25 protein-coding genes are annotated in these 25,728 nt (G+C 37.2%); 21 read left to right on the forward strand and 4 right to left on the reverse strand.

Features of this window, described 5'->3' with window-relative positions; genetic code table 11:
• Positions 1–63: 63 nt before the first annotated feature.
• Entirely contained in the window at positions 64–1,452 is a 1,389-nt protein-coding gene (locus BF9343_RS04720) for an MFS transporter (RefSeq protein ID WP_005785475.1), read from the forward strand.
• 6 nt (positions 1,453–1,458) lie between these two features.
• Positions 1,459–1,812 carry a PqqD family protein gene (locus BF9343_RS04725; protein ID WP_005785477.1) on the forward strand — a complete coding sequence of 118 codons (354 nt, stop codon included), beginning with the start codon at positions 1,459–1,461 and terminating at the stop codon, positions 1,810–1,812.
• Positions 1,813–1,945: 133 nt separating this feature from the next.
• On the opposite strand, the gene BF9343_RS04730 is transcribed toward BF9343_RS04725, so the two are convergent.
• The 3 genes from BF9343_RS04730 to BF9343_RS04740 all read right to left on the reverse strand — a co-directional run bounded on the left by BF9343_RS04730 (position 1,946) and on the right by BF9343_RS04740 (position 5,969).
• Complete coding sequence (locus tag BF9343_RS04730) at positions 1,946–3,001, reverse strand: DUF4831 family protein (RefSeq protein WP_005801184.1); 1,056 nt, start codon at positions 2,999–3,001, stop codon at positions 1,946–1,948.
• Positions 3,002–3,073: 72 nt separating this feature from the next.
• Positions 3,074–4,585 (reverse strand): bifunctional ADP-dependent NAD(P)H-hydrate dehydratase/NAD(P)H-hydrate epimerase, encoded by a 1,512-nt coding sequence (locus BF9343_RS04735; RefSeq protein ID WP_010992266.1) that lies wholly within the window; start codon positions 4,583–4,585, stop codon positions 3,074–3,076.
• Positions 4,586–4,628: 43 nt separating this feature from the next.
• Positions 4,629–5,969 carry a DUF5690 family protein gene (locus BF9343_RS04740; RefSeq protein WP_010992267.1) on the reverse strand — a complete coding sequence of 447 codons (1,341 nt, stop codon included), beginning with the start codon at positions 5,967–5,969 and terminating at the stop codon, positions 4,629–4,631.
• A gap of 305 nt (positions 5,970–6,274) precedes the next feature.
• Between BF9343_RS04740 and BF9343_RS04745 the strand changes: the two genes are divergently transcribed.
• From BF9343_RS04745 to BF9343_RS04835, 19 genes are all read left to right on the forward strand, one after another.
• A complete protein-coding gene (locus tag BF9343_RS04745; protein ID WP_009291702.1) occupies positions 6,275–6,910 on the forward strand; it encodes a class I SAM-dependent methyltransferase in 636 nt (211 codons plus the stop codon).
• Between the two features lie 713 nt (positions 6,911–7,623).
• Positions 7,624–8,142: a capsular polysaccharide transcription antiterminator UpcY gene (gene upcY, locus BF9343_RS04750; protein ID WP_008658901.1), complete on the forward strand. Its 519-nt coding sequence runs from the start codon at positions 7,624–7,626 to the stop codon at positions 8,140–8,142.
• Between the two features lie 182 nt (positions 8,143–8,324).
• Positions 8,325–8,717, forward strand: a complete 393-nt coding sequence (locus BF9343_RS04755) for a UpxZ family transcription anti-terminator antagonist (protein WP_005785489.1) — start codon at positions 8,325–8,327, stop codon at positions 8,715–8,717.
• A gap of 2 nt (positions 8,718–8,719) precedes the next feature.
• On the forward strand, positions 8,720–9,607 hold the full coding sequence (gene rfbA / locus BF9343_RS04760; RefSeq protein WP_008658902.1) for a glucose-1-phosphate thymidylyltransferase RfbA: 888 nt from the start codon (positions 8,720–8,722) through the stop codon (positions 9,605–9,607).
• 15 nt (positions 9,608–9,622) lie between these two features.
• Entirely contained in the window at positions 9,623–10,171 is a 549-nt protein-coding gene (gene rfbC, locus BF9343_RS04765; protein ID WP_008658903.1) for a dTDP-4-dehydrorhamnose 3,5-epimerase, read from the forward strand.
• Positions 10,172–10,189: 18 nt separating this feature from the next.
• A complete protein-coding gene (locus BF9343_RS04770; RefSeq protein WP_005813015.1) occupies positions 10,190–10,711 on the forward strand; it encodes an acyltransferase in 522 nt (173 codons plus the stop codon).
• Positions 10,704–12,239 carry a lipopolysaccharide biosynthesis protein gene (locus BF9343_RS04775; protein ID WP_005813013.1) on the forward strand — a complete coding sequence of 512 codons (1,536 nt, stop codon included), beginning with the start codon at positions 10,704–10,706 and terminating at the stop codon, positions 12,237–12,239. Before BF9343_RS04770 ends, BF9343_RS04775 begins: the two co-directional genes overlap by 8 nt.
• A gap of 162 nt (positions 12,240–12,401) precedes the next feature.
• Complete coding sequence (locus BF9343_RS04780; RefSeq protein ID WP_224223180.1) at positions 12,402–13,106, forward strand: alpha-1,2-fucosyltransferase; 705 nt, start codon at positions 12,402–12,404, stop codon at positions 13,104–13,106.
• Positions 13,082–14,242: a glycosyltransferase gene (locus BF9343_RS04785; RefSeq protein WP_005813008.1), complete on the forward strand. Its 1,161-nt coding sequence runs from the start codon at positions 13,082–13,084 to the stop codon at positions 14,240–14,242. The genes BF9343_RS04780 and BF9343_RS04785 overlap by 25 nt, the downstream gene beginning before the upstream one ends.
• Before the next feature lie 59 nt (positions 14,243–14,301).
• A complete protein-coding gene (locus BF9343_RS04790; protein WP_224223179.1) occupies positions 14,302–14,916 on the forward strand; it encodes an acyltransferase in 615 nt (204 codons plus the stop codon).
• Positions 14,917–16,023 carry an EpsG family protein gene (locus BF9343_RS04795; RefSeq protein ID WP_005813005.1) on the forward strand — a complete coding sequence of 369 codons (1,107 nt, stop codon included), beginning with the start codon at positions 14,917–14,919 and terminating at the stop codon, positions 16,021–16,023.
• Positions 16,020–16,895, forward strand: coding sequence for a glycosyltransferase (locus BF9343_RS04800; RefSeq protein WP_008658912.1), 876 nt, complete (start codon positions 16,020–16,022; stop codon positions 16,893–16,895). The genes BF9343_RS04795 and BF9343_RS04800 overlap by 4 nt, the downstream gene beginning before the upstream one ends.
• Positions 16,896–16,903: 8 nt before the next feature.
• The gene (locus BF9343_RS04805) at positions 16,904–18,181 is read left to right on the forward strand and encodes a nucleotide sugar dehydrogenase (protein WP_005813001.1); all 1,278 of its coding nucleotides are present in this window, start codon (positions 16,904–16,906) and stop codon (positions 18,179–18,181) included.
• Positions 18,168–19,301, forward strand: a complete 1,134-nt coding sequence (locus tag BF9343_RS04810; protein ID WP_005812999.1) for a glycosyltransferase — start codon at positions 18,168–18,170, stop codon at positions 19,299–19,301. Before BF9343_RS04805 ends, BF9343_RS04810 begins: the two co-directional genes overlap by 14 nt.
• Positions 19,294–20,073 (forward strand): polysaccharide deacetylase family protein, encoded by a 780-nt coding sequence (locus tag BF9343_RS04815; protein ID WP_005812997.1) that lies wholly within the window; start codon positions 19,294–19,296, stop codon positions 20,071–20,073. The genes BF9343_RS04810 and BF9343_RS04815 overlap by 8 nt, the downstream gene beginning before the upstream one ends.
• 54 nt (positions 20,074–20,127) lie before the next feature.
• The gene (locus tag BF9343_RS04820) at positions 20,128–21,351 is read left to right on the forward strand and encodes a glycosyltransferase family 4 protein (RefSeq protein WP_008658915.1); all 1,224 of its coding nucleotides are present in this window, start codon (positions 20,128–20,130) and stop codon (positions 21,349–21,351) included.
• A 16-nt stretch (positions 21,352–21,367) separates the two neighbouring features.
• Positions 21,368–22,132 carry a glycosyltransferase family 2 protein gene (locus BF9343_RS04825; RefSeq protein ID WP_005785513.1) on the forward strand — a complete coding sequence of 255 codons (765 nt, stop codon included), beginning with the start codon at positions 21,368–21,370 and terminating at the stop codon, positions 22,130–22,132.
• Entirely contained in the window at positions 22,129–23,148 is a 1,020-nt protein-coding gene (locus tag BF9343_RS04830; RefSeq protein WP_010992270.1) for an NAD-dependent epimerase/dehydratase family protein, read from the forward strand. The genes BF9343_RS04825 and BF9343_RS04830 overlap by 4 nt, the downstream gene beginning before the upstream one ends.
• 3 nt (positions 23,149–23,151) lie before the next feature.
• On the forward strand, positions 23,152–24,108 hold the full coding sequence (locus BF9343_RS04835; RefSeq protein WP_005801155.1) for an MraY family glycosyltransferase: 957 nt from the start codon (positions 23,152–23,154) through the stop codon (positions 24,106–24,108).
• A gap of 100 nt (positions 24,109–24,208) precedes the next feature.
• On the opposite strand, the gene BF9343_RS04840 is transcribed toward BF9343_RS04835, so the two are convergent.
• Complete coding sequence (locus BF9343_RS04840) at positions 24,209–25,723, reverse strand: PepSY-associated TM helix domain-containing protein (RefSeq protein WP_005795828.1); 1,515 nt, start codon at positions 25,721–25,723, stop codon at positions 24,209–24,211.
• Between the last annotated feature and the right edge of the window lie 5 nt (positions 25,724–25,728).

Consider the following 25,728-nt stretch of genomic DNA (forward strand, 5'->3'; position numbering starts at 1 on the left):
GGCAGATTTAGTTACCTTTGTTCGCAATAACACTTTTACTAATTTCTGAGTTTAAATATTACAATGACAGAACAATTGAAAAACAAATTGAGTGACTCCAAAACACTTCGTTGGAGTGTGCTCGCTCTGGTCGCGTTTACTATGCTTTGCGGCTATTTCCTCACCGATGTAATGTCCCCTTTAAAGCCTATGCTCGAGAAAGAGCTTCTCTGGGATAGTTTGGACTACGGATTCTTTACCAGTGCTTACGGATGGTTCAATGTATTCCTGCTCATGTTGATTTTCGGTGGTATTATTCTCGATAAGATGGGAGTTCGTTTCACCGGTATGGGAGCTTGTATACTGATGGTGTTGGGTTGTGGACTAAAATATTATGCTATCTCTACTACTTTTCCTGAGGGAGCTTTGATTATGGGTTTCAAGACTCAGGTCTTTCTGGCGGCTTTAGGATACGCTATCTTTGGTGTCGGCGTAGAGATCGCCGGTATCACTGTCTCTAAGATTATCGTGAAATGGTTTAAAGGTAAAGAGATGGCTTTGGCTATGGGACTTGAGATGGCAACCGCACGTATCGGTACCACTTTGGCTATGGTGCTTACCGTTCCCATTGCCGATTATTTCGGCTATACGGATGAAAGCGGCAGTTTCCATACCAATATTCCGATGCCTATTTTGTTGTGCCTGATCATGCTGTGCATCGGTACTATCGCCTTTTTCATTTATACCTTTTATGATAAGAAACTTGACGCTTCTTTAGATGCTCAGGGAGAAGAACCGGAAGAACCGTTCCGTATGAAGGACGTTATGCTGATTGTCACCAATAAAGGCTTCTGGCTGATTGCTTTATTGTGTGTACTATTCTATTCTGCTGTTTTCCCCTTTATTAAATATGCAACCGACCTGATGGTGCAGAAGTATAACGTAGACCCTAAGCTGGCCGGAAATATTCCGGGATTACTACCGATAGGTACCATCTTCCTGACTCCGTTGTTTGGTACTCTTTATGACCGTATCGGTAAGGGAGCGACGTTGATGATTATCGGTGCCGTCATGCTGATTGGTGTGCATACTTTGTTTGCGCTTCCCATTCTGAACGTATGGTGGTTTGCCACTGTGATTATGATTGTTCTGGGTATTGCTTTTTCACTGGTGCCTTCGGCCATGTGGCCTTCTGTTCCGAAAATTATTCCGGAGAAACAACTGGGTACTGCCTATGCTTTGATTTTCTGGGTGCAGAACTGGGGATTGATGGGGGTACCTCTGTTGATCGGATGGGTGTTGAATACCTATTGCAAAGGTCCTGTTGTGGATGGAGCGCAGACTTATGACTATACTTTGCCTATGGCTATCTTTGCTTGTTTCGGTGTTTTGGCTCTGATTGTAGCTTTAATGTTGAAAGCGGAAGACAAGAAGAAGGGATACGGACTGCAGGAAGCAAATATCAAAAAATAACAGTATATGGCAGACGTGAAAGAGAAAATAAATCTTCTGGATGTAATTCCTTTCCGTAGTGAAAATATTACGGCCGAAAAGGGAAGCGATGGTACCGTTACCATTGCTTTCCCCCGGTTTAAATACGAGTGGATGCGGCGATTCTTGTTGCCTAAAGGAATGTCTGCGGATATTCATGTCCGGCTGGAAGATCATGGCACTGCCGTATGGGAGTTGATTGACGGAAAGAGAACCGTACGCCGGATTATTGAAGAGCTGGCAGAACACTTCAATTATGAAGAAAATTACGAATCACGTATTACGGCTTATATCACTCAGTTGCAGAAAGACGGATTTGTGAAATTAGTGATTGAGAACTGATTGCATTACGATATACTATCGGAATATAATAAAGAGACTCCGGCTGATTTAAAAATGAAGTGCACCCTAAAAGTTAAACATGAACTTTTGGGGTGCACTTCATTTAAGATCGGCCGGAGTTTTTGATTATGTTTTATTCTCCTTCTTCTCTATCTACCTTGATCAAGCCTCCTGTATCCGGGTTGAAAGTAACCTGAACAGTCGATTTCTTATTGAAAAGCGCCGGAGCCAGATATTCGATGGTACCGAATTGTGTGACAGGAAGTTCTCCGTTAAACCATTGCTTTTTCCCCTCCGTTAGTGTTACTTGTGCTTTGCCGGGCACATTATAGGCAATGCCGTCCACCTTCTTTTTGCCATCGTCTTCCGGTACGTTGACGGTTTTCAGATTCTTCAGCGTGATATAAACCGGCTCTCCTGCAAGATCGTTATTAGCAACTATGCCCAGCTTCTTCGAAAAGCGGAAAGCTACTTCGTTGTCCATTTCCTTATCCGGAGTGAGGCGGATGTTGAATATCTTTTCGTCTTTATTCAAGGTACCCGAGAACATTTCGGTCATGGCAGCCTCTTGCTCTTCCAGGTTGGCGAGCATAATCTTCAGTTGCTCCCCATCTTTGGGCATGTTGTCTGCCTGTCCGCGTACCAGGGCATTTTTACTTTCACGAATGTTATAAATCTCTTTGGCAACCAACTCCGCCATTTTAGCCGTAGAACCTGCCATCAGAATCTCTTCGGTCAGAAAATCACGTGGATTTATCTTCTTTTTCTGTGTCGTGGCGGGTTGCATCGGAGCCGATTTTTTAGGAGATAGCGGTACGTTGATTGATTTTACGATACCATCTTCGGTCAATTCTATTAGCGGAGCTACTGTTTTATCTTTCAGCTTGACAAAATAGGTATGTTCGCTATCGGGGATACCGACAGATTTTGCTTTGACGCTGACCAGTTCCCAATATTCCTGAGGCTCACCCGACACATCGGTCAACCGGAGATAACGGTCGGCATACTTGCTGAATTCTCCCGGAGTATATGTCACTTTATTGACTTTGACTTCAATATTGATTGCTGTTTTAGGAAGTGCATAGGTTACACCGTAATCTTTTCCCCGGGTAACTCCCGCTGTAACTTCGGTCTGGGCATAAGCCGAGGTAGAGAGTAACAGCCCTGTCAGTATAATTAGCTTTTTCATTTCCGGTTTATTTTAACTGGTTTAAAAAACAAAGTTAATGAAGTTATTTGGAAAATCATAAGTTGTTAACTTTTATTCGCTTACCAGACGCCAGGCCAATGGCAGATTGCTGATAATGTCTCCTGCCGTCATGCTGATAACGCCTTGCTTTTTGCGTGCGAAATCACCTGCCAGGCCATGTACATAAGTACCGATTTTGGCAGCTTCTTCAGCCGGATATCCCTGTGCGAGCAAAGCCAGCACGACACCTGTCAATACATCTCCGCTTCCGGCTGTTGCCATACCCGGATTACCCGTAGAGTTGAAATAGCACTTGCCCGAGGGGGTGATAATTGCCGAATAGGCTCCTTTTAATATGATATGTACTTTGGCGGTTCGGGCCAGTTCACAGGCCTTCATCAGTCGTTCGTATGAGTTCTGGCATTTGCCCACCATGCGTTCCAGTTCTTTGGGATGGGGAGTCAGAATAGAGCCTTTGGGCAATGTGGTCAGTGCGTGGCGGTGGTTGGCCAATATGTTTAGTGCATCGGCATCCAGTACCAGAGGTGTCTGGCAACCACTGAGTTGTTCAAGCAGTGCAGCTTCGGTCTCTTCCGAGCGTCCGATGCCCGGACCGATTCCTACAGCCTGATAGTCATCCGTATCTGTAGGGCAGGCAAAGTAGGTATCGCTGGCATCCGATTCGATAATTGCCTCCGGAACCGAAATCTGCAGGATATCATTGTTGCGTATAGGTGCATGGACTGTCAGTAAGCCTACACCCGAACGCATACAGGCGCGGGCTGCCAGTATCGACGCGCCTGCCATGCCGTACGAACCGGCAATCAGCAGAGCATGCCCAAAGTTTCCTTTGTGTGAGAAAGTGTTACGGGGTTTGATCAGAGCGTGTATTTCTTCCGCTTCCAATAAGGCATAATTGCTTTCCGTTTCTTCAATCGCTTCACGACTGAGGTTGATATCCAACAGTTTCCATTCGCCTACGAATTCGGAATTTTCGGCAAAGAGGAAAGCCAGTTTCGGCAATTGCAGGCTCAATGTCAATTGGGCACGGATGATATTGGCTTTTACATTAAATGTGTTCTCTTCCCCCATCAGTCCCGAGGGGATATCGATGGCGACTACGGTGGCAGGCGATGCATTGATATATTTCACTACTGCCGCAAAACCGCCACTTAGCGGCTTATTAAGTCCCGAACCAAAAAGTCCGTCCACTACCAGATGATCCATTGTCAGGGTAGGAGGTACAAACTGTGTGCTTACTTCGCTGAACTTCACATTATCCATCATCTCTACCAGCTCCTTGTTGGTCTGGCAGTCGGCAGACAGTTCCCCTTTCGGGTTAAACAGATAGGCTTCGACCTTGTATTCCTTTTCCGCCAACATTCGGGCCACGGCAAGGGCATCTCCGCCATTGTTGCCCGGTCCGGCAAATACCGTGACGGGAGTTGTGATGTCCCAGCGTTCGGTGATGGCTTTGGTCAGTGCCTGTGCGGCCCGCTCCATCAGGTCGATCGATGCAATCGGTTCATGTTCTATGGTGTAAGCATCCAGTTTCTTGATGCTGCTACTTGGAAAAATCTTCATGGTGAACTTTCATTTTAAGTTTTTTGACCCACAAAGATAGCAATTAATATACGAAATCGGGAACTTCTTTTTCTTCTTCTTTTTTTCTGAATACCCCTGTCTTTCCGTAATTCTCCCTGCGGTAGCGTTGGTGCAGGTAGATGAAAGAGCATACAAAAGCAACGAAACAGATTATTCCCACATATCCTGCCATCAGATTGTAGAAAGCTGTCCAGTTAATGTCCGGTGAAAAGAATTCTTTGACAGCCAATACTATGACTGTTCCCGTATAGCCCAGAAAATCATTCATAGCAATGAAGAAACCCACGTTACCTCGAATTTTGAAGCAAGCGATAAAACGGTCGAAGAAGATAGTCTGGAAAGTGAGAAAAGCCAGATAGAGACACAGGCTCTGGATGAATAGCCAGACGATGGCGTTCAGCTGCAATTGTTCGTAACCAAACGAAACGACTGCCATCACTACCATGCTGGCAATGATCAATCCCAGTAATATCGACAGTGCTTTCAAGTTGCTTCTGACGAACACCATTAATCCGAAAATTATCAGAATAATGAGGGTTACTACGCTGTCTACCTGTGCAAACATCCACGAAGAGTATTGAGAGACATCGATAATTTTTACTAGGAAGTCCTCCTTTATATCTCTCAAGATAGTCAGTACCACATTGGCTATAAAGAGCAGAGTGAGGAAAGGCATGAAATTCTTAAATAGCTCCCATCGTTGCTTGCCGTTCAGTGTTTCCCGTTTCGATTTCATGGCAATGTCTTCGGCTGTTGGCTGTGGAAGCCGGTTGAGTGCATATCCCAACAAGGCAAGTAGAGGAAGGGCAACTCCGCCTATCAGGGCAGGCATCCAGAATTCGCTGACGTTCAAAGTGTCCATGACATACAAACCGGCCGACTTGGCGGTACCCGAGCTGATGACCATACTGACTCCGAGTAAGCTGGCAAGAATGTCCGTCATTCGTCTTCCCTCGATAAAGCTAAAAATGATTCCCCACATACATCCCAGTGAAAGTCCGTTCAGAAACATGGCTCCTGTATTATAAGGTGCGGGCAACAGTCCGAACAATATTAACGAAGCTTCAGCCAGAATTATGGAGATCAGAATAAACTTCATCCGGTTTTCTCGTTTTAATTCGGAGATTAATTTAATTCCGATGAATTTAGAAAGTACATATCCTAATATTTGCGCGATGGTAACTACCACTTTGTAGTCCATTCCAAACGCTTCAAGTCCGTCAAATCCGGCTGCTGTGTAAGGCTTTCTCAGTGCATATACCAATGAATAGGAGAGCAGCGCTGCTCCGCCTGCCCAAAGAATGAAAAGGAAATCAGAAATTTTTCTCTGCGAATAAGTTTTTACTTGCTGTACATTGTTCATAACATCTGCTTGTTGTTTTCCGGTGCAAAAATAGGAGGGTAGTGTTACAGACCTGTTACTGAATATATGAATGTTTATTATTAATAGATATTGATAATGAATCTGTTATGTTGTAATGTTTATGTAATATTTATGAAACGAAAACGAAAAGAGCATCGCACCTCCGGGCATCTGTTCGTCATAATTTTAACGGGAAGCAGATGCATACCTGCAAATATCTTTTAGGAAATAAATTCCCTATTTCTGGGTATTGCCTGTTTGGGCAGAAACTGTACTTTTGCCTGAAATATTAAATCAGCAGACAAATGAATAAGAGAGGCTTTGTAAGCAGGATCTTACAGAATTTCCGGAAGCCTGAAGGTTTTTTCGGAAGAATGATACTTTGGGGGATGAATACAGGACATGCATCATTGGCGCAATGGGGAATGTCATGCTTGCAATGGCAACCGGAATGGAGTGTACTCGACATCGGTTGCGGTGGTGGTGCCAATTTGCTACAGATATTGCAACGTTGCCCGCAAGGGAAAGCGTATGGCATAGATATTTCACCGGAGAGTGTCACCTTTGCGCGTAAAAAAAATAAAAAGTATCTCGGTACACGCTGCTTTATCGAGCAGGGAGGAGTCCACCGACTTCCCTATCCTGATTATGCGTTCGATGCGGTCACTGCTTTCGAGACTGTCTACTTCTGGGGTAACCTGCAGCATGCTTTTACGGAAGTGGCGCGTGTGTTAAAGCCCGGTGGATCTTTTCTTATCTGTTGTGAGATAAGCGATCCTGCCAATAAGGCTTGGACGGGACTTGTTGAAGGGATGGAGATTCATTCCTGTGATGAACTGAAGGCGATTCTTTCCAAAAGTGGTTTTACCGATACGGCCATATTCCGGACGAAGAAAGAAGAACTGTGCCTGGTAAGCCATCGGCAAACTGTGCGGTTGTAACCAATGCCGGGACGCTCTTACCAACGAATACGTTAACAATGTTAATGCCCGTAAAAGTGCTTTCCCTCCTTATCAATAGCTTATTAACTTCGTATCTCTAAAGAATTAATATCTTGCAATTACGAAGTTAATATTAACGTACTGTTAATGTTAACTTCCTACAGTTCTCTTATTAAGATATTATTGTTTGATAATCAATTGCTTATATTCTGGATGCATTCTGTCGTAAAATTCTTTTCTTACGTTCAAGATGTGCGTAGTTGTCTGTTTATCAAGTTACCGTTAAGACTCTCCATAGCCTGCCTCTCCACTTATTTCCACATTCTTTTATAAGCCACATTAGTATTATGTATATTGCTGCTTTCCTTATTTGCAAAGAGATAAATTATATCTTTGATATTCAGTTATATAACTTCCTATGATGAAAATAACCTGTGAAAAATTTTGGAGACTCAAAAGAAGGTTTTACCTTTGCACCCGTAAATATATAGGCGGACAAATATACTTTTCTTTATGTCCGATATATGTTTAAAATAAAATAATTCAACGTATCGGATAGTATTCAAATCCGGTGCGAATACTTTTTCTGTACCCGATTATCATAAAACTTAATTTGTAAATTGCTGAAAATAAGGCATGTTTTTTGAATATTCCTGTTTTTAACAAATTTTCATCCTTAGTCATTACTGAAACTTTTTCTTACGAACGTAGTCTTGGAGACAACAGATAGCGATAAACATTGGTATGTCGTACTGACACGAACTAACTCAGAACGTAAAGTTCGGGATTATTTTCAATTGCAGGAGGTAGATACCTTTCTTCCTGTACAAAACCGTGTCATAGAGCGTGAAGGAAAACGCATTGAGCGTGAGCGCCTTTTGTTGCCCCGTATGGTTTTCGTTCATATCTCCCGTCAAGAAATGGCCGCCGTCCGAAGTACACTGAATGTATACGATTTCCTTCGTGATCGTTCCACCGGGGCTCCTACCTGTATTCCTGATGCGCAAATGGCTGATTTTCGCTATATGCTCGATTACTCCCAGGATCAGGTGATCCTGACAGGAGAGTCCATTCCCAAAGGTACTCGTGTAGTAGTTGCCAAGGGCGATTTACAAGGCTTGCGGGGAGAATTAGTCCGCTACAATAATAAATATCATATTTTAGTACGTATCGATATGTTCGGTAGCGCTATGGTTACAATTCCGGCTAGCTACGTCCGGAAAGAGAAATAAAAAGTATATATGTAAAGAAAATACCATTATATGTAATGGCGATAACAATATATGTAACGGGTGATAACAATATATGTAATGCCCCGTTACGTCGTTAGATATAATTCTATTGGATATTATTACTCTTCTATACAAATAAAAACCGAAAAGAATCGACGAATCATAATTCATTCCTTTTTAAAATGAAAAATTCTCTGTGTAATTCTGTGTCCTCCGTAGTGAAGAAACTCTTGGAGTATGGCGAGGACGGTACTCCTGTCTATGTGAATGAACTTACTGCGTTAAATCAAGAACTCCGTAACTTGTGTGCCGATCTTCTTCTTCAGAAAGGAGAATCTCCCGAAGAAGAGGCTGAAATACTTGTTACTTTGTTCAAAGGTTACGATACCATGCTGTTTAATTTCTCCTCTGAGAATGAACAGGTTATTCAAGAATTATTGGATCGTTCAATGACTGTTTTAGAAAAACTACCAGCCTCTGTATTGAAATGTCAGTTGCTGCTGGAGTGCTTTGAGCAGACGGGAGATGAGGAACTGATAAGAGAAGCTAAGAAAAACATAGAGAGAGTTATCTGACAATGAAAGGTATTGTTTTAGCAGGTGGGTCGGGGACACGGTTATATCCTATAACTAAAGGAGTGAGTAAGCAGTTGCTTCCTATCTTTGATAAACCTATGATTTATTATCCTATTTCTGTACTAATGTTGGCAGGTATACGGGAAATTCTCATTATTTCTACTCCAGATGACTTGCCGGGATTTCAACGTTTATTGGGTGACGGATCTGATTTTGGGGTGAGGTTTGAGTATGCAGAGCAACCTTCACCTGATGGTTTGGCACAAGCTTTTATCATAGGAGAAAAATTTATAGGGGATGATTCTGTCTGTTTGGTTTTAGGTGATAATATTTTTTATGGCCAAGGATTTACGCGAATGTTAAATGAGGCTGTTCGTATTGCAGAATCAGAAAGTAAAGCAACCGTTTTTGGCTATTGGGTAAGTGATCCCGAACGCTACGGTGTAGCGGAGTTTGATGAGAACGGGAATGTTTTCAGCATAGAGGAAAAACCTCAGAAGCCAAAATCTAATTATGCCGTTGTAGGATTATATTTTTATCCTAATAAGGTGGTTGAAGTCGCTAAGAGTATTAGACCCTCTTCTCGTGGTGAGTTAGAAATAACGACTGTCAATCAGAACTTTTTATCAGATAAGGAGTTGAGGGTTCAATTATTAGGTCGGGGATTTGCTTGGCTTGATACAGGTACACATGATTCTTTATCCGAAGCAAGTACTTTTATTGAAGTTATTGAGAAGCGTCAAGGCTTAAAAGTTGCGTGTTTAGAGGGGATTGCTTTAAGAAAAGGCTGGATTTCTCCGGAAAAGATGAAAGCATTGGCACAGCCAATGCTTAAGAATCAATATGGACAATATCTGTTGAAGGTTATAGATGAATTGTATGTAAAATAAAACTACTTTCTTCCAATGAATATAATAAAAACAGCTATTGAAGGACTTGTGATCCTTGAGCCACAACTCTTCAAAGATGATCGTGGGTATTTCTTTGAATCTTTCAATCAGAGAGAATTCGAAGAAAAAGTCTGTAAAACTACTTTTGTACAGGATAATGAATCTAAGTCAAGCTATGGCGTTATTCGTGGTTTACATTTTCAGAAACCCCCTTTTGCCCAGAGCAAGTTAGTGCGGGTGATTAAGGGAGCTGTTCTTGATGTAGCTGTTGATATTCGTAAGGGTTCACCTACATTTGGAAAACATGTATCTGTAGAGCTTACAGAAGATAACCACCGTCAGTTCTTTATTCCACGTGGCTTTGCGCATGGTTTTAGTGTGCTGAGCGAAGAAGTAATTTTTCAGTATAAGTGTGATAACTTTTATCATCCGGAAGCAGAAGGAGCTATTGCTTGGAATGATCCGGATTTAGGAATCGAATGGAGAGTTCCTTGTAAAAGTATAATTCTTTCTAAGAAGGATAGGGTACATCCGTTATTGAAATACATTATATTGTTTAAATAATATTTTTGGAGTATATCTATGAAAAAGTTAGTTTATGATGTACGAAAAGATATAATTCCATGGAATTCTCGTATTACTAGAATTTTATTTTTTTTGAATAAAATACCGTATTTGAGACTTTTTTCGAAACCTTTGTTGAGGAAACAGTTTAATTTATCAAATACAGTTCAATTTAATTCGGGATTTTTTTGTCATGCTCCGAAATTGAAGTGTGGAAATTATGTAGGATTATCTGATACTTTTATTTTGGCTTATGCAGACGTCGTTATTGGTAACAACGTATCTTTCTCTTTTAGGAATATGTTAATTACGTCAACACATGATGTTAATGATTTTAATAAAATAATAGCTTCCTCAATTGTTATAGGCAATAATGTTTGGATAACATCAAATGTAATAATACTGGCTGGTGTTAAAATAGGAGATAATACAATAATAGGAGCAGGGAGTGTTGTTACACATGATATTCCCGCAAATGTATTTGCGGCAGGTAATCCATGTCGTGTAATAAAAAGTATAAGATTTAATAAGAATGAATAATTCTAGAACTGCTAAAGGATTAAAAAATGCACAAGTAGCTTTATTGTTCTATTTTATAAATCTTATCTTGAGTTTTCTTTCTCGTAAGGCATTTATAGAACATTTGGGAGCAGAGGTACTTGGTTTAAATACAACATTAACTAATATACTTGTCTATTTAAATTTAGCAGAACTTGGCATTGGCTATGCAATAAGTTATGCTTTATATAAGCCTTTGTATGAGGGAGATAAACAAGCTGTTAACGAAATTATTTCTATTCAGGGGTGGCTGTATAAAAGAATTGCGATAATTGTGATTATAATGTCTGGAGTCATATTATTGTTTTTTCCTTTATTTTTTGCTAAGATAGAAATTCCTATATGGTATGTATATGCGACATTTTTAGTTTTATTATCTAGTTCTATTTTTAGTTATTTTTTTAATTACAAGCAGTTTGTACTTACTGCTGATCAAAAAGAATATAAGTTGATCACTAATGTGCAGGGATTTAAGGTGGTAAAAACTATTTTACAGATTGTTGTAATAGTATATTTTTGTAATGGATATGTTTGGTGGCTGCTACTTGAATTGTTAATGGGTGTTATTACGGTATTCGTATTGAATTCTATTGTAAGAAAAGAATATCCTTGGCTTCAAACTTCACCTAAGATAGGAAAAGATGTTAAAGATAAGTATCCCTATATAATAAAAAAAACGAAACAACTTTTTTTTCATAAAATAGCAAATGTTGTTTTGAATCAAACAAGTCCTATTATTATTTATTCATATACTAATTTGACAATGGTAGCAGTATATGGAAATTATATGCTCATAATATCTGGAATTTCTTTATTGATAAATTCAGTTTTCAGTAGTATTGGTGCTGGTATTGGTAATTTAGTTGCAGAAGGAAATCAAGCAAAGATTATACAAGTTTTTAATGAGTTGCTTTCTTCAAGAATTTGGATTGTTTCAATTTTGTGTTTTGGTGTTTATCAAATGTCTAGACCGTTTATTGTACTTTGGGTAGGTGATCGTTTCGTGTTAGATGATTTTTATTTATTGTTGATGCTTTTAATTGCCTTTATTTCTTTGACTCGTTTAGTTGATCTATTTATTGCAGCTTATGGACTCTATCAAGATGTATGGGCTGCTATATTGGAAGCCTTCTTGAATTTAGGACTTTCAATTTTATTTGGTTATTACTGGGGACTTTCTGGGATTCTAGGGGGAGTAATAGTTAGTTTGGTAATAATTGCTTTATTATGGAAACCATTTTTTTTATTTAAATATGGGTTTAATAAAAATTGCTTGAATTTTTATTTTGTTTACATGAAATGCGTTGCTTTTGCTTTGATAACATTTTATTTTTCTATCAGAGTTATTGATTATATTGGGATTGGTATGTGTACTGATTATAGCAGTTGGATACTAATTTCAATGTTGAATATTTTTGTTTATACTATAATTAGTTTCCCTATTTTCTTCTTTTTTTCTGATGGTACTAATAGATTTATTAAGCGAGTTATAAATATAGTCTTTAATTGATATATGTTATATGTAATTTTACGTGGACGATTAGGTAATAATCTTTTTCAGATAGCAACTGCCGCTTCGTTGACTCAGAATTTTATATTTTGTACAGTAAATAAGGACCAAGAGAGACAGGTCCTTTTGTATAAGGATTCTTTTTTTAAAAATATAAAAGTTATGAAGGGGGTTCCTGATGGCATACCATATTACAAAGAACCATTCCATGAATTTAGCAGAATTCCTTATGAAGAAGGAAAGGATCTCATTATTGATGGATATTTCCAATCAGAAAAGTACTTTAAAAGAAGTGTCGTATTAGATCTTTATAGAATAACTGATGAGCTAAGGAAGAAAATATGGAATATTTGTGGAAATATTTTAGAAAAGGGAGAAACTGTGAGTATTCATGTTAGAAGAGGTGATTACTTGAAGCTGCCACATGCATTACCATTTTGTGGAAAGTCATACTATAAGAATGCTATTCAATATATTGGTGAGGATAAAATATTCATTATTTGTAGTGATGATATCGATTGGTGTAAAAAAAACTTTATAGGAAAAAGATATTACTTCATAGAGAACACTACTCCTTTACTAGATTTATATATCCAATCCTTGTGCACTCACAATATTATAAGTAATAGCTCTTTTAGTTGGTGGGGAGCATGGCTTAATGAAAATAGTAATAAAATTGTTATTGCACCTCAAATGTGGTTTGGCATTTCTGTGAAGTTGGGTGTTAGTGATTTATTGCCTGTCAGTTGGGTTCGACTTCCTAATAATTATACTTTAGGAAGATATTGTTTTGCTCTATATAAAGTAGTTGAGGACTATTTATTAAATATTCTGCGATTAATATGGAAAAGAAAGAAGAATATGTGAAAAAGAAAATGACTCTTATTGTGAATCATCCATGGAATGATGTTTTTGAGGGTAAAGATGTTTTTTTAGTTCCATGTTACATTGGTAAAATTTATCATTATGATGTTAAGATTGTTTTTCCTTCGAATTATTTGTATGAAGCAAAAACAATAAGAGATGTTGAACTTGTTCCTGTATCATATATTAAAAAACTTCGTCCTTTTTCTTTTGTGTTTGGTTTTAAACTAATGAGATATTTGTTTTGTAACGCTAGAAAAATAGATTTATTTATGCGCTTTCATGTTACAATTACAACTGCTATTATGATTATTATTTATAAAATGCTAAATAGAAATGGAATAGCATATATAAAACTAGATAGTAATGGGGTTATGAATTTTGAATATAAAAATAATTTAAAAAGTCTATTCAGGAAATTATTGTATAGGAGGATGTTTGAATTGGTGGATTTTGTATCATATGAAACAAAAATGGGACTCGAAAATATTACCCAGCAAACAATAGGAATTGATATCAGTTCAAAGCTATTCTATATGCCTAATGGCTTTGATGAAGATATGATAAAACACTTGGATATTAATGTGAAAGAATACTCTGATAAAGAGAATGTAATGATTACGGTTGGGCGTTTAGGAACAAATCAAAAAAACACAGAATTATTTTTAAAGGCTGTGGAAAACATCGACTTGAAAGATTGGGTAATTTATTTGATTGGAGATATTGATCCTCAGAATATTACTTTTTTAGAGTTTGTTTCAAACTTCTTTTCTAATCATCCTGAGAAAAAAAAGTCTGTAATTTTTACAGGAGCAATAAGTGATAAAAGGCATTTATGGGAATATTACAATAAATCTAAAGTGTTTGTATTGACTTCTCGGTGTGAAAGCTATGGTTTAGTATTGAATGAAGCAAAACGATTTCGAAACTTTATAGTTTCTACTAATGTAGGAGCTTTTGAAGACTTAGTTGAGTCTGGCAAATATGGATGTGAGATTCCTCAAGATAATACGGACTATTTGGCTTGTATTTTAGAAAAAATAATTCTCGGTCAGTTAGATATAGATGTATATAATGATTTTTCTCCTGAATCTCTCTCCTATTATTACCAAGTAAAAAGAATGAAATTAAATAATTAGTTGTTATTATCATTGGAATGATTTATTATCTATTTAGGCCTTGTTTATATGTTTGTAAAATGTTTTTAAATTATTTCGTTTGTTTTACTTCTAAAATTTGTACAGAGAATCGTTATAACTATTTTAAAAGAATAAAGCCTTTTCTTTTTTCTCGAATAGTTCGTACATGGTTTGGACATGTAGGTGATAAAATATCTATTGTCCCTCCTTTTTATATACGAGGGGGAAAGTATATTCAATTAGGTACTAATTTTAGGGCATTAAGCGGGCTTCGTTTGGAAGCAATTGATTTTTATAATAATAGTTCTTATCATCCAAGTATAGTAATTGGGGATAATGTTGTTTTTAATAATAGTTGTCATATTGGAGCTACTAATAGAATTATTATTGGTAACGATGTAGTGGTGGCAAGTCGAGTTTTCATAACAGATCATTTTCATGGTAATACAACGTACAATGATTTACAAATTCCAGTAAGAAACAGACTACTATATTCTAAAGGTCCTGTTGTTATAGGTAATAATGTATGGATTGGAGAAGGAGCTTCAATTTTGCCAAATGTTACAATTGGAGATAATTCGATAGTGGCTGCACATGCTGTTGTTACAAAAAATATTCCTGCCAATTCAATTGCAGTTGGGTGTCCTGCAAGAATTATTCGAACCATAAACTAAGTGAATTTATTTGTCCTACTTTTTGTTTTTGTATTTGGTATTATTGGATCTTATTCCTCTAAATTTTCTGAGAAGAATCTGTTTTGGCTTTTTGTAATAGTTTTGGCTATTATAATAGGAGGTCGTAGTATATCTGTACCTGATACGGACCAATATTTAGAATTTTATCAGCTAACACTTTCCTCTTCTATCTTAGATATTCCTTTATACTCTTATGAAATAGGATTTCAATTATTGACTAAGATATTAAAGCTGATAACGAATGGTTCTTCTTTCTTTTATTTTGGAATAATTGTTCTTATAAATTCATATTTTCTTTTTAAATCTTTCAGCTGTTTTACAGATCAGTCTTACCCCTCAAAAAAATCTTCTGGTACTCTAATTAATCAAATTAAATTACAAGAGTTCCTTCTGTTATACTTTTCATATTGGGGATTGTATTATACAGGTATCGTTTTAAGGGCAGGAATTGCTATGTCTATTCTAATTTATCTATCAACTTTATTGTGTTCCCCTTATATCTCTTTAAAAAAATGGTCAGCGATATTTTTATTAGCAATTATATCTTGTTCTTTCCATATTACTGCCCTTTTAGGAATTATTGCTCTTATTATTTTTTATATATCAAAGAAAATGACAATGAGATCGTATTTGTTACTTTTCTTGTTGATCTGTATAATTTTATTTGGAAAGGTAAGCTTTTGGATTGTAGATATGTTAGATAGGAATATGCCCATGATATTTTCATTGATAGAGGATACTGATTTTGCTAAATTGCAAGCATACAGTAATATTGATGCTTCTATTAAAATTTCATTTCGTTTTTTATTTTGTTTGCTTATAGGCTTGTTTTTTATAATATGTAAAAGGATGCCGCTATATTATTATAAATATTTGAACGTTTATATTGTTGGTTTATTTTTGGGGGCACTTTTTAGTGCTATTGAAGCGTTCTCTAGAATAATGGACTTTTTTGTTATATATTCTTTTATCCTTATTTCAATGCGTTTGTCTACTATAAATAGTTTTAAAATACGCTTTAGTATAATGTTTTCTATTGTATTAATACAATTATTGTTTGTCTATAGAATTATTATTGGTTTATGAATAATCATATTAAGAGGAAAGCTGTATCAGTTGTTATAGTTACTTTTAATTCGGAAAATTTAATAATGGATTGTCTGGATTCAATTTTTAAGTATAATGATATTTCTGATGATTTGGAAGTAGTGCTAGTTGATAATTGTAGTAAAAATTATTTGTCTATGTTTGGCTCTATTGAAGAAAAGTATGGCAATAAAGTTGTTCTTATAAATAATAAAGTTAATGGTGGTTATGGGCAAGGCAATAATTTAGGGGTAGAGGTTGCAAAAGCACCAATAATTCTAATAATGAATCCTGATGTTAGATTGGTTAAGCCTATTTTTAAAAGAATTTTGTCTTTATTTGAAAGGAGGAATATTGCAATAGCTGGTATGCAACAATATGAATCATTGTTGAAAAGAAGCCAATCATTTTTAATGTTGAGAGAGGATTTGTGTAGCTTATTTTTATATGCGGTATACACTAAGATAAATAAGTTTAATGAAAAATATTTTTGTATATCTGGTGCTTGTTTTGCTGTTAGAAAATCTGTTTTTACTAAAGTAGGAATGTTTGATGAACAAATGTTTCTTTATGGTGAGGAGCGAATGTTACATTATAAAATTTTACGTTTAGGAAATTATCATATTGTATATGATAGTACAATTGGATATTTACATCCTAAGGAGAATCGGGAATTTTCTTCTAAAAATTTCTTGCTTGGTTATCATTCATTTATATATACATGTGATAAATTAGGATTAGACCTGCATAGATCTCGTAATAAGATGTTAAACATGTATAGATTCCTTGAATTTTATTCATGGGCTAGAGGGGATAAGTTAAAGGTTAAGTATTATAAAGAAATAATTAAGTTGATAAAAAATAATATATAGAAATTGAAATGGAAGAATTAAAGATTGCCGTAATAGGTCTTGGTTATGTTGGGCTACCTTTGGCTCGATTGTTTTCGACAAAATATGAATGTATTGGTTTTGATCTGAACCAGTCTCGTGTTGATGCTTTAAATTCCGGTCATGATATGACTTTAGAGGTTTCTGATGACTTACTTCGGAAAGCGTTAGAAAATGGTTTCAAATGTACCAGTAATATTGACGAAATAAGTAATTGTAACTTTTATGTTGTAGCTGTACCAACCCCTGTGGATTTGAATAATCGCCCCGATCTTACACCTTTGATTGGTGCGAGTACAACAGTCGGAAAAGTTATTTCAAAAGGGGATATTGTTGTGTATGAATCTACTGTATATCCGGGAGTAACAGAGGAAGAATGTCTTCCGGTAGTCGAAGAGGTGTCTGGGTTAACATACAATGTAGATTTTTATGCAGGTTATTCACCAGAACGTATAAACCCGGGTGATAAAGAGCATACTGTTGAAAAGATTAAGAAAGTAACTTCCGGTTCGACTCCTGAGATTGCTGACATTGTTGATTCTGTTTATAATTCAGTGTTGGTTAACGGTACTCATAAAGCCCCTTCTATCAAAGTGGCTGAAGCTTCCAAAATAATAGAGAACTCCCAGCGCGATGTGAATATTGCCTTCATGAATGAACTCTCAAAGATCTTCAATGCAATGGGCATTGATACCAATGATGTTATTGAGGCTGCATCTTCCAAATGGAATTTTATCAAGTTGAAACCTGGCTTGGTCGGTGGTCACTGTATTAGTGTTGATCCTTATTATCTTATTCAGAAGGCCCAGGTTTATGGGGTACTCCCACGAATCATGTCTGCAGCAAGGCGCTTGAATGATGGTATGGGAGACTATGTCGCTAATCAGGTGATTAGATTAATGAATAAAAAAGGTATTCTTGTCAAAGATTCAAAGATTCTGCTTCTGGGTTTTACTTTTAAAGAAGATTGCCCTGATATTCGAAATACCAAGGTGATAGACATTTATTCTACCTTACATGAGTATACTTCTGACATTACCGTTTATGATGCTTGGGCTAATTCGGCTAAAGTGGCACATGAATATGGTATATCGATCCTGACTGCTGGTCTTGATAATTTGGTTGGACAATTTGATGCGGTGGTGTTGTGTGTTGGACATAAAGAGTTCCGGCATATGAATATTCGCGGCTTTCTCCGTTCTGATATGGGTGTTGTTTATGATGTTAAAGCTGTATTGAGTAAAGATATAATAGATGGCAGATTATAATTCTTCTATTTGTTGTATTTTTAATATAGGGACTCACTATCGCAATCCTATATATTCAAAAATGTCTTCGGAGCTTCCCTGCGATTTTTATTTTGGCGATCGTTTATTGACACCAATAAAGAAAATGGATTATACCCAATTGAACCATTTTCGCTCAGAATTGCATAACAAATATTTATTTTCTCAGTTTTATTGGCAATCTAAATCTGTCCGGTTAGTCTTTAAACCCTATACTTATTATGTATTGGATGGAGAACCTTATTGTTTGTCTTCATGGGTTATCCTTTTCTGGGCAAAACTTTTAAATAAGAGAACAGTAGCTTGGACTCATGGTTGGTATGGCAGAGAAAGTATTGTAAAGAAGGTTATAAAAAAGTTGTTTTATTCTTTGTTTTCTGAGTTGATGGTTTATGGCGAATATGCTATTTCCCTGATGTCAAAAGAAGGCTTTGATAAATCAAAGATGGTTTGTATTGCAAACTCTTTGGATTATGATAATCAGTTGAAAATTAGACTCAATTTATCGCCTTCTTCTATTTATTCTACTCATTTTTCCAACTCCTATCCTGTATTATTCTATATCGGGCGTGTGCAAAAATCGAAGAAGTTGGAATATATAATCCAAGCTATGGATATCTTGAAACAGAAAGGGTTTCCGGTAAATCTTGTTGTTGTCGGTAAAGATGTGGATGGGGTTCATCTTGATTGTGAAATAGCTAAATATAATCTTGGCTCTCATGTCTGGTTATATGGACCTTGTTATGACGAGATGCGCATAGGAGAGATGTTCTATAATGCGGATGTCTGTGTGTCTCCAGGGAATGTTGGCTTGACTGCTATCCATTCTCTGACTTATGGTTGTCCTGTTATAACCCATAATAATTTTCCTTTTCAGGGTCCTGAATTTGAGTCTATAATTCAGGGGAAAACCGGTGATTTTTTTCAGGAAAATGATGTAAATAGCCTGGCTGATACTATTCAGAAATGGTTAAGTCAGAATTTGCATAGTCGAGAGGCTATTCGGCAGTTTGCCTATCAGACAATTGATACCAAATGGAACTTGTATTACCAGATGAATATTCTCAAACAAGTTTTTCTTAAACAAGCTAAGGATGAATGACTTTCGGAGTTTAATAAGGAATAGTGTTTTGGATATTTTAGGGATATTTTCCCGTCCTCAAAATGGTATTCATATATTGAATGGACATATGATATGTCGTGGAGTGGCTAATGATCAAGCAAAATATTATTTTTCTTATCAATTAAAAGAACTTTCCCGACATGTACGTTTCATAAGGGTGGAGGAGGCCACTTCTCTAATTCTCAATCATGAAAGTGTCGATGAACCTTTGGTTGCCTTTACATTTGACGATGGTTTTATGGAATGTCATTCAATGATAGCACCTGTTTTGGAACAGTTTGGGGTGAATGCGGCTTTTTTTATCAATCCCAATTTTGCGAATGGGGATGATGTGTATATTCAAAATTTTACAAATAACATAGTTCTCACTCCCGGTAAAACTCCAATGCGGTGGAAAGAGATAAGGGATTTGCATGAGAGGGGACATATTATTGGTGCACATACAATGGATCATTATATGATTAATGATAGTAATTGGGTGGAATTAGACAAGCAAATAGGTTGTTGTAAATCGGTAATAGAACAGGAACTCTCTACTTCTTGTGAATACTTTGCCTTTCCATATGGACGCTTGGAACACGCTAATCAATCTTCGATTGATATTGCATGTAAGTATTACAAATATGTGTTTTCTCAATCGGACTATAAACATTACTTTTCTTTTGGCGGTCGCGTAATTAACAGACGGCATTTTGAGCCTTTTTGGCCCGTGAAACATGTTTCTTATTTTTTGAGTTGCCATAAAAAATAGGGGACTTTAATTAGTCTTTTCGATCTTGTTCTCTTCTATTTGATCACTACGATAGTGAAAACTCTCTTTCAAATAAATGTTGTTGCTAACTCTGGTTCCACCGGCCATATTGCAGAGGAGTTAGGGCGTTTGGTTATTGCTTCTGGCTGGAAAAGTTATATTGCTTACGGTCGTTGGGCCTGTCCCAGCCAATCTATGTTGATTCGGGTTGGAACTAGATTTGATCTCTTTGTCCATGGCTTGAAATCCATGTTTTTTGACAGGCATGGTTTTGGTTCACGGAGAGCTACCTTGCACTTAATCTCAAAAATAGAGAAAATAAAACCGGACATAATCCATTTGCATAATCTTCATGGCTATTATTTAAACTGTGAGGTTTTATTTGACTATCTATCTACAGCTAAAATACCTGTTGTTTGGACTTTGCATGATTGTTGGAGTTTCACGGGACATTGTGTCCATTTTCAGAATATCGGGTGTGAGAAGTGGAAGACAGGTTGTTTTGCATGTCCCAATATACGAGATTATCCCAAAGCTTTAGGTTGTGATAACTCTCGTATGAACTTTATAGAAAAGAAGAGATTGTTTACTTCGGTTGAACGTATGATGATTGTACCTGTTTGCAATTGGCTAAGTGATATGTTGAGTAAGTCATATCTTTCTCAAATAAAACGGCAGACTATTGTTAACGGGATTGATTTGGAAATGTTTACTCCCAAAGGTAATCGTGATGTGATAAAAAGTAATTTAGGGGTAGGGACACGATATATGATTTTAGCAGTCGCTACGGTTTGGGGGATTACGAAGGGGTTTGATGATCTTATATACCTCAACTCTTTATTACCAGATAAGAGTGTAATTGTAGTGGTGGGGGTAACCACGAAACAGATAAAAAAATTACCTGGTAATATGATTGGTATAGAGAGAACGGAAAATACTAGTCAATTGGTTGAAATATATTCTGCTGCAGATATTTTTATAAACCCGACATATCAAGATACATTACCTACAGTCAATATTGAAGCGCTTGCTTGTGGTACTCCTGTTATAACTTATGATACCGGAGGCAGTGCTGATATTGTAGATTCTGATACGGGAATGGTTTTAAAACGTGGGGATATTCATACGTTATTAGAAAAGATTTTAGAAATAAGAGAAAGAGGTAAAGAGTCTTATATAATAAAATGTCGTCAGAGAGCATTGCAATTTTTTGATAAGTCAAAGCAGTTGAGTTACTACTTGTCTCTTTATGATCAATTACTAAATAAAGAAAGATAGTTTTTCTTTCATAGTTATGAAAATATCCCTTGTTACTGTCACTTTTAATAGTGCTAAGACGCTTTGTGATACGATTCATTCTGTCCTTTCACAGTCTTATACTAATATAGAATATATAATAGTGGATGGTTTGTCTAATGATGAAACCGTTACACTTATTAAAGAATATGAGCCTCTGTTTCAAGGTCGTTTGAAATGGATAAGTGAGAAAGACAAGGGACTCTATGATGCTATGAATAAAGGAATTCGAATGTCTACCGGGGATATTGTCGGGATTATTAATTCGGATGATTTTTATCATAGAGGAGACGTTTTAGAAAAAGTTGCTGAGTCGTTTGAAGCTGGTGAGACAGAGGCTATTTATGGAGATGTACGTTTTGTAAATCCTGATAATTTGGATAGGACAGTTCGCTATTATTCCTCTAAAAGGTTTGTCCCATCCTTGTTTCGATTTGGATTTATGCCTGCTCATCCAACTTTTTTTACTTATCGAAAATATTTTGATCAGTTTGGCTATTATAAAACAAATTATAAAATAGCTGCTGATTATGAGTTGCTTGTTCGTTTTTTATATGTACACCGGTTAAAGAGTAAATATTTACCTTTGGATTTTATGAAAATGAGGACAGGAGGTGCGAGTACGGCTTCTATTAAAAGTAATATCCTATTGAATAAAGAGATAGTCAGAGCCTGTAAGGAGAATGGAATATGGACTTGTTATCCTTTGCTTCTATTAAAATATTTAGTAAAAGTATTTGAACTGATTTTTATAAAAAAATGAATATACTTATTTCTGGAATTCATGGTTTTGTAGGCTCTAATTTTATTAGGGCTTTGAAAGATAAACATACTTTGTATGGGCTTGATATTGTTTCTCCTGCTAAAGAGGGAGTCGTAACTACTTTTTCTTGGCAAGACTTCGAACCCACATCTTTTCCTTTTCAAACTCTTCCCCAATTCGATGCCATTATTCATCTTGCCGGAAAGGCCCATGATACGAAAAAACAATCAGCCGCTCAGTCCTATTTTGACATCAATACCGGTCTGACTCAAAAGATATTCGACTTCTTTTTGGAGTCTTCTGCCAAGAAATTCATTTTCTTTAGTTCGGTGAAAGCTGCTGCCGATAGTGTAGTAGGAGACGTGCTTACTGAAGACGTGATTCCTACTCCGGTTGGTCCTTATGGGGAGAGTAAGATTAAGGCGGAAGAATATATAAAAAATCATTTTATGTTTCCAACTTCTTCTATTAGTGAGGATCGGTCTTTGCGGTTGGAAAAAGAGAAGGGGAGGATACCCAAGAATAAACAGGTGTATATTCTTCGTCCCTGCATGATTCACGGACCGGGAAATAAAGGGAATCTGAATTTATTATATAATGTAGTGAAAAAAGGAATCCCTTGGCCTCTTGGCGATTTTGATAATCGCCGTTCGTTTACTTCAATCGATAACCTTTGTTATGTGATTGAGGGGCTTTTGAATCAGGATGTGCCTACGGGCATCTACCATATGGGAGATGATGAAGCTCTTTCAACGAATGAACTGATTGGCATCATGTGTGAAGCAATGGGAAAAAAGCCGCATATCTGGAAAATGAACAAAAGGGTTATGGAAGGATGTGCCGGCCTGGGTACTTTGATGCATTTACCTTTGAATACGGAAAGACTTCGTAAACTGACGGAAAATTATGTGGTAAGCAACGCTAAGATCAAGGCCGCTTTGGGCATTGATAAATTACCTGTAACGGCTAAAGAAGGATTGATGAAGACCATTCGTTCATTTGAAGAAACTAAATAACTTATGTACTATCTAATAATCTTAGTTCTGCTATTCCTGGCAGAACTTTTTTATTTCCGTATTGCGGATAAGTGTAACATTATCGATAAGCCTAACGAACGTAGTTCACATACCCGGATTACACTGCGTGGTGGAGGGATCATCTTTTATTTTGGGGCGTTGGCTTATTTTCTGACAAACCACTTTGAATATCCATGGTTTATGCTGGCTTTGAGTCTGATAACCTTTATCAGTTTTATAGATGACATCCGTTCTACTTCGCAAGGACTTCGTCTGGTCTTTCATTTTACGGCAATGGCTTTGATGTTTTATCAATGGGGGCTGTTTAGCTTGCCTTGGTGGACGATCCTTGTTGCCCTGATCATTTGTACTGGGATTATCAATGCTTACAACTTTATGGATGGCATTAATGGCATAACAGGCGGATATTCATTGATCATTCTGATAGCATTGGCCTACATAAATAGGATATATGTCCCATTTGTTGAACCGGACCTTATTTATACTATGCTTTGCGCAGTATTGGTCTTTAATTTTTTTAATTTCCGCAAACAAGCGAGATGTTTTGCCGGTGATGTCGGTTCGGTCAGTATAGCTTTTGTAATCCTGTTCCTGATCGGAAGTTTAATTATCAAAACAGAGAATTTTGGCTGGCTTATATTGCTTGCTGTATATGGAGTAGATAGTGTGTTGACGATCGTTCATCGATTGATGCTTCACGAAAATATTGGTTTGCCTCACCGGAAACATTTATATCAGATAATGGCTAATGAACTGAGAATACCGCACGTAGTAGTATCGTTGGTGTATATGATTGCGCAAATTATAATTATCATCGGATATTTATATTGCCGGAATTATGGTTATTGGTATTTATTGGGCTGTATCCTCTTGCTGAGTGGAATATATATTGTTTTTATGCACAAATATTTTCACTTGCATCTTTTATCTAAAAGATAATTATTGTATCTATAATAATTTTAGTTATGACCGTTATTAATTCCTTCTAAAAACTATAACTAGCTTTTGGGGGTTCTATAAGCAAAAAAATAAGGATGCATTAATGCATCCTTATTTTTTTGCTTCGTTTATGGTGTCTTTTATATACGATATATCCCGAAATGAGGATTAACGTTAGCAGAAGGCCGGAAATAAAAACGAATAGATCTGAAAAAACACCTAAGAACGGAGAATAACAACGACCGACATGAAGTTCCAAACAGAAATTCCATAACGACATGGGTTGCTGTTTTATAAGGTCCGGCATTGCCGGTAATACTAAATTGTTCTCTTTATTGCGTGCTCCGTTGTCGTATTCGAAGATTACTTCACGGGTAACTAAATCGTCAGTGAATCCGTTGACGAGACTGCCGCCGAGTGGTCGTCCGTGAACGGCTGCAGGAGGTTGTCCCGTATAATAATCGAGGACGGTGCCGGTGGAAGGATTCCAGACGAAGAGGCCACTGAAAGATCCGATCAGCCATTCGTCCGGACTTTGGGGATGAAATACATTTACTCCCATAGGGCTTACCGGTGGAGTTTGTTTTAACTTAACCGGTGGAAGTTGTAAATCGTTTATCCGGTAGAATCCCATTGACGAAGATAACAGCCAGACATTCCGGGATGCGTCCCAACGAATACTGCGAAGCTTGTCGTGCCAGGGATTATCCGAATCGAGTGTACTCCCGGGGACAGGCCGGGTATTGACCAGAACAAAAGGTATCATTAATGGAGGGCGCAGACACATGCCTGTGACAGATAGCAATAGGGTTAGTCCGATCAACCATGTACCCAATTTATTGTGCCAGTTCAGTGAAGTTTTCAGAGCCTTTGCCTGTGTCTTGACAGGAAGCCTTTTTCTGTGTCTCCGGCGAATGAATGGGGGAAGAAGGGTGTATATGATTCCTGTAGCACTGAGAACGATTAATACTACTCCCAGAAAATCGACTGCCAGTTTGCCGGGGGTACCGAATAACTCTCCGCTATGCAGCAGCCAGATGGTCCGGAACAAAGAGGTCTTTGGGGAATAGTTTTCCGGTGTTTTCAATTCTGTTTTCCGGAATTCGTCATAAGGAGAAACACTCGTATAAAGATAAGAGCGTGTCAATATGACTAAGGTATCCCCACGTTGAGTGATATCTGAGATTCGTTCGTCATTGCCGGCTATCGGATATTCTTTCCAACTGTCATGGTTCAGGAGATAGATAGAATATAATCCGGCACACCAGATATCGTTATTGGCTACACGGACGATATTACTTATTTTACGATTGTCGATTCCTTCGGCCAGACCTCGGTTGAAATCGGCAAATGTAGCAAAGCAGGAGTCTGTTTTCCAGACTCCTGCATTACCATATGCCAGAATTTTCCCATCGGGTAGGCGTAGTGTTCCCTTTATGATTCCATTATTCCAATTTTTGTAGTGATAGCTTTCCGGCATCCAGTTTCTGCTGACTTCAGCTTTTGAAAAGAGTGTACGATGATTGAGTACAATACCGGAAAAGCAGAACATCAGGATAAAAAAGCTAAAGAATAAACCTACCCATTTATGGTATTTCTTCCAGAAATTTTTCATTAGAG

Source organism: Bacteroides fragilis NCTC 9343 (genome assembly GCF_000025985.1).
In the GTDB taxonomy this organism is placed as follows: domain Bacteria; phylum Bacteroidota; class Bacteroidia; order Bacteroidales; family Bacteroidaceae; genus Bacteroides; species Bacteroides fragilis.

Coding starts and splice junctions, on each gene's coding strand:
- BF9343_RS04720 (WP_005785475.1), top strand. CDS start 64: ATGACAGAACAATTGAAAAACAAATTGAGTGACTCCAAAACACTTCGT.
- BF9343_RS04725 (WP_005785477.1), top strand. CDS start 1,459: ATGGCAGACGTGAAAGAGAAAATAAATCTTCTGGATGTAATTCCTTTC.
- BF9343_RS04730 (WP_005801184.1), bottom strand. CDS start 3,001: ATGAAAAAGCTAATTATACTGACAGGGCTGTTACTCTCTACCTCGGCT.
- BF9343_RS04735 (WP_010992266.1), bottom strand. CDS start 4,585: ATGAAGATTTTTCCAAGTAGCAGCATCAAGAAACTGGATGCTTACACC.
- BF9343_RS04740 (WP_010992267.1), bottom strand. CDS start 5,969: ATGAACAATGTACAGCAAGTAAAAACTTATTCGCAGAGAAAAATTTCT.
- BF9343_RS04745 (WP_009291702.1), top strand. CDS start 6,275: ATGAATAAGAGAGGCTTTGTAAGCAGGATCTTACAGAATTTCCGGAAG.
- BF9343_RS04755 (WP_005785489.1), top strand. CDS start 8,325: ATGAAAAATTCTCTGTGTAATTCTGTGTCCTCCGTAGTGAAGAAACTC.
- rfbA (WP_008658902.1), top strand. CDS start 8,720: ATGAAAGGTATTGTTTTAGCAGGTGGGTCGGGGACACGGTTATATCCT.
- rfbC (WP_008658903.1), top strand. CDS start 9,623: ATGAATATAATAAAAACAGCTATTGAAGGACTTGTGATCCTTGAGCCA.
- BF9343_RS04770 (WP_005813015.1), top strand. CDS start 10,190: ATGAAAAAGTTAGTTTATGATGTACGAAAAGATATAATTCCATGGAAT.
- BF9343_RS04775 (WP_005813013.1), top strand. CDS start 10,704: ATGAATAATTCTAGAACTGCTAAAGGATTAAAAAATGCACAAGTAGCT.
- BF9343_RS04780 (WP_224223180.1), top strand. CDS start 12,402: ATGAAGGGGGTTCCTGATGGCATACCATATTACAAAGAACCATTCCAT.
- BF9343_RS04785 (WP_005813008.1), top strand. CDS start 13,082: ATGGAAAAGAAAGAAGAATATGTGAAAAAGAAAATGACTCTTATTGTG.
- BF9343_RS04790 (WP_224223179.1), top strand. CDS start 14,302: ATGTTTTTAAATTATTTCGTTTGTTTTACTTCTAAAATTTGTACAGAG.
- BF9343_RS04800 (WP_008658912.1), top strand. CDS start 16,020: ATGAATAATCATATTAAGAGGAAAGCTGTATCAGTTGTTATAGTTACT.
- BF9343_RS04805 (WP_005813001.1), top strand. CDS start 16,904: ATGGAAGAATTAAAGATTGCCGTAATAGGTCTTGGTTATGTTGGGCTA.
- BF9343_RS04810 (WP_005812999.1), top strand. CDS start 18,168: ATGGCAGATTATAATTCTTCTATTTGTTGTATTTTTAATATAGGGACT.
- BF9343_RS04815 (WP_005812997.1), top strand. CDS start 19,294: ATGAATGACTTTCGGAGTTTAATAAGGAATAGTGTTTTGGATATTTTA.
- BF9343_RS04825 (WP_005785513.1), top strand. CDS start 21,368: ATGAAAATATCCCTTGTTACTGTCACTTTTAATAGTGCTAAGACGCTT.
- BF9343_RS04830 (WP_010992270.1), top strand. CDS start 22,129: ATGAATATACTTATTTCTGGAATTCATGGTTTTGTAGGCTCTAATTTT.
- BF9343_RS04835 (WP_005801155.1), top strand. CDS start 23,152: ATGTACTATCTAATAATCTTAGTTCTGCTATTCCTGGCAGAACTTTTT.
- BF9343_RS04840 (WP_005795828.1), bottom strand. CDS start 25,723: ATGAAAAATTTCTGGAAGAAATACCATAAATGGGTAGGTTTATTCTTT.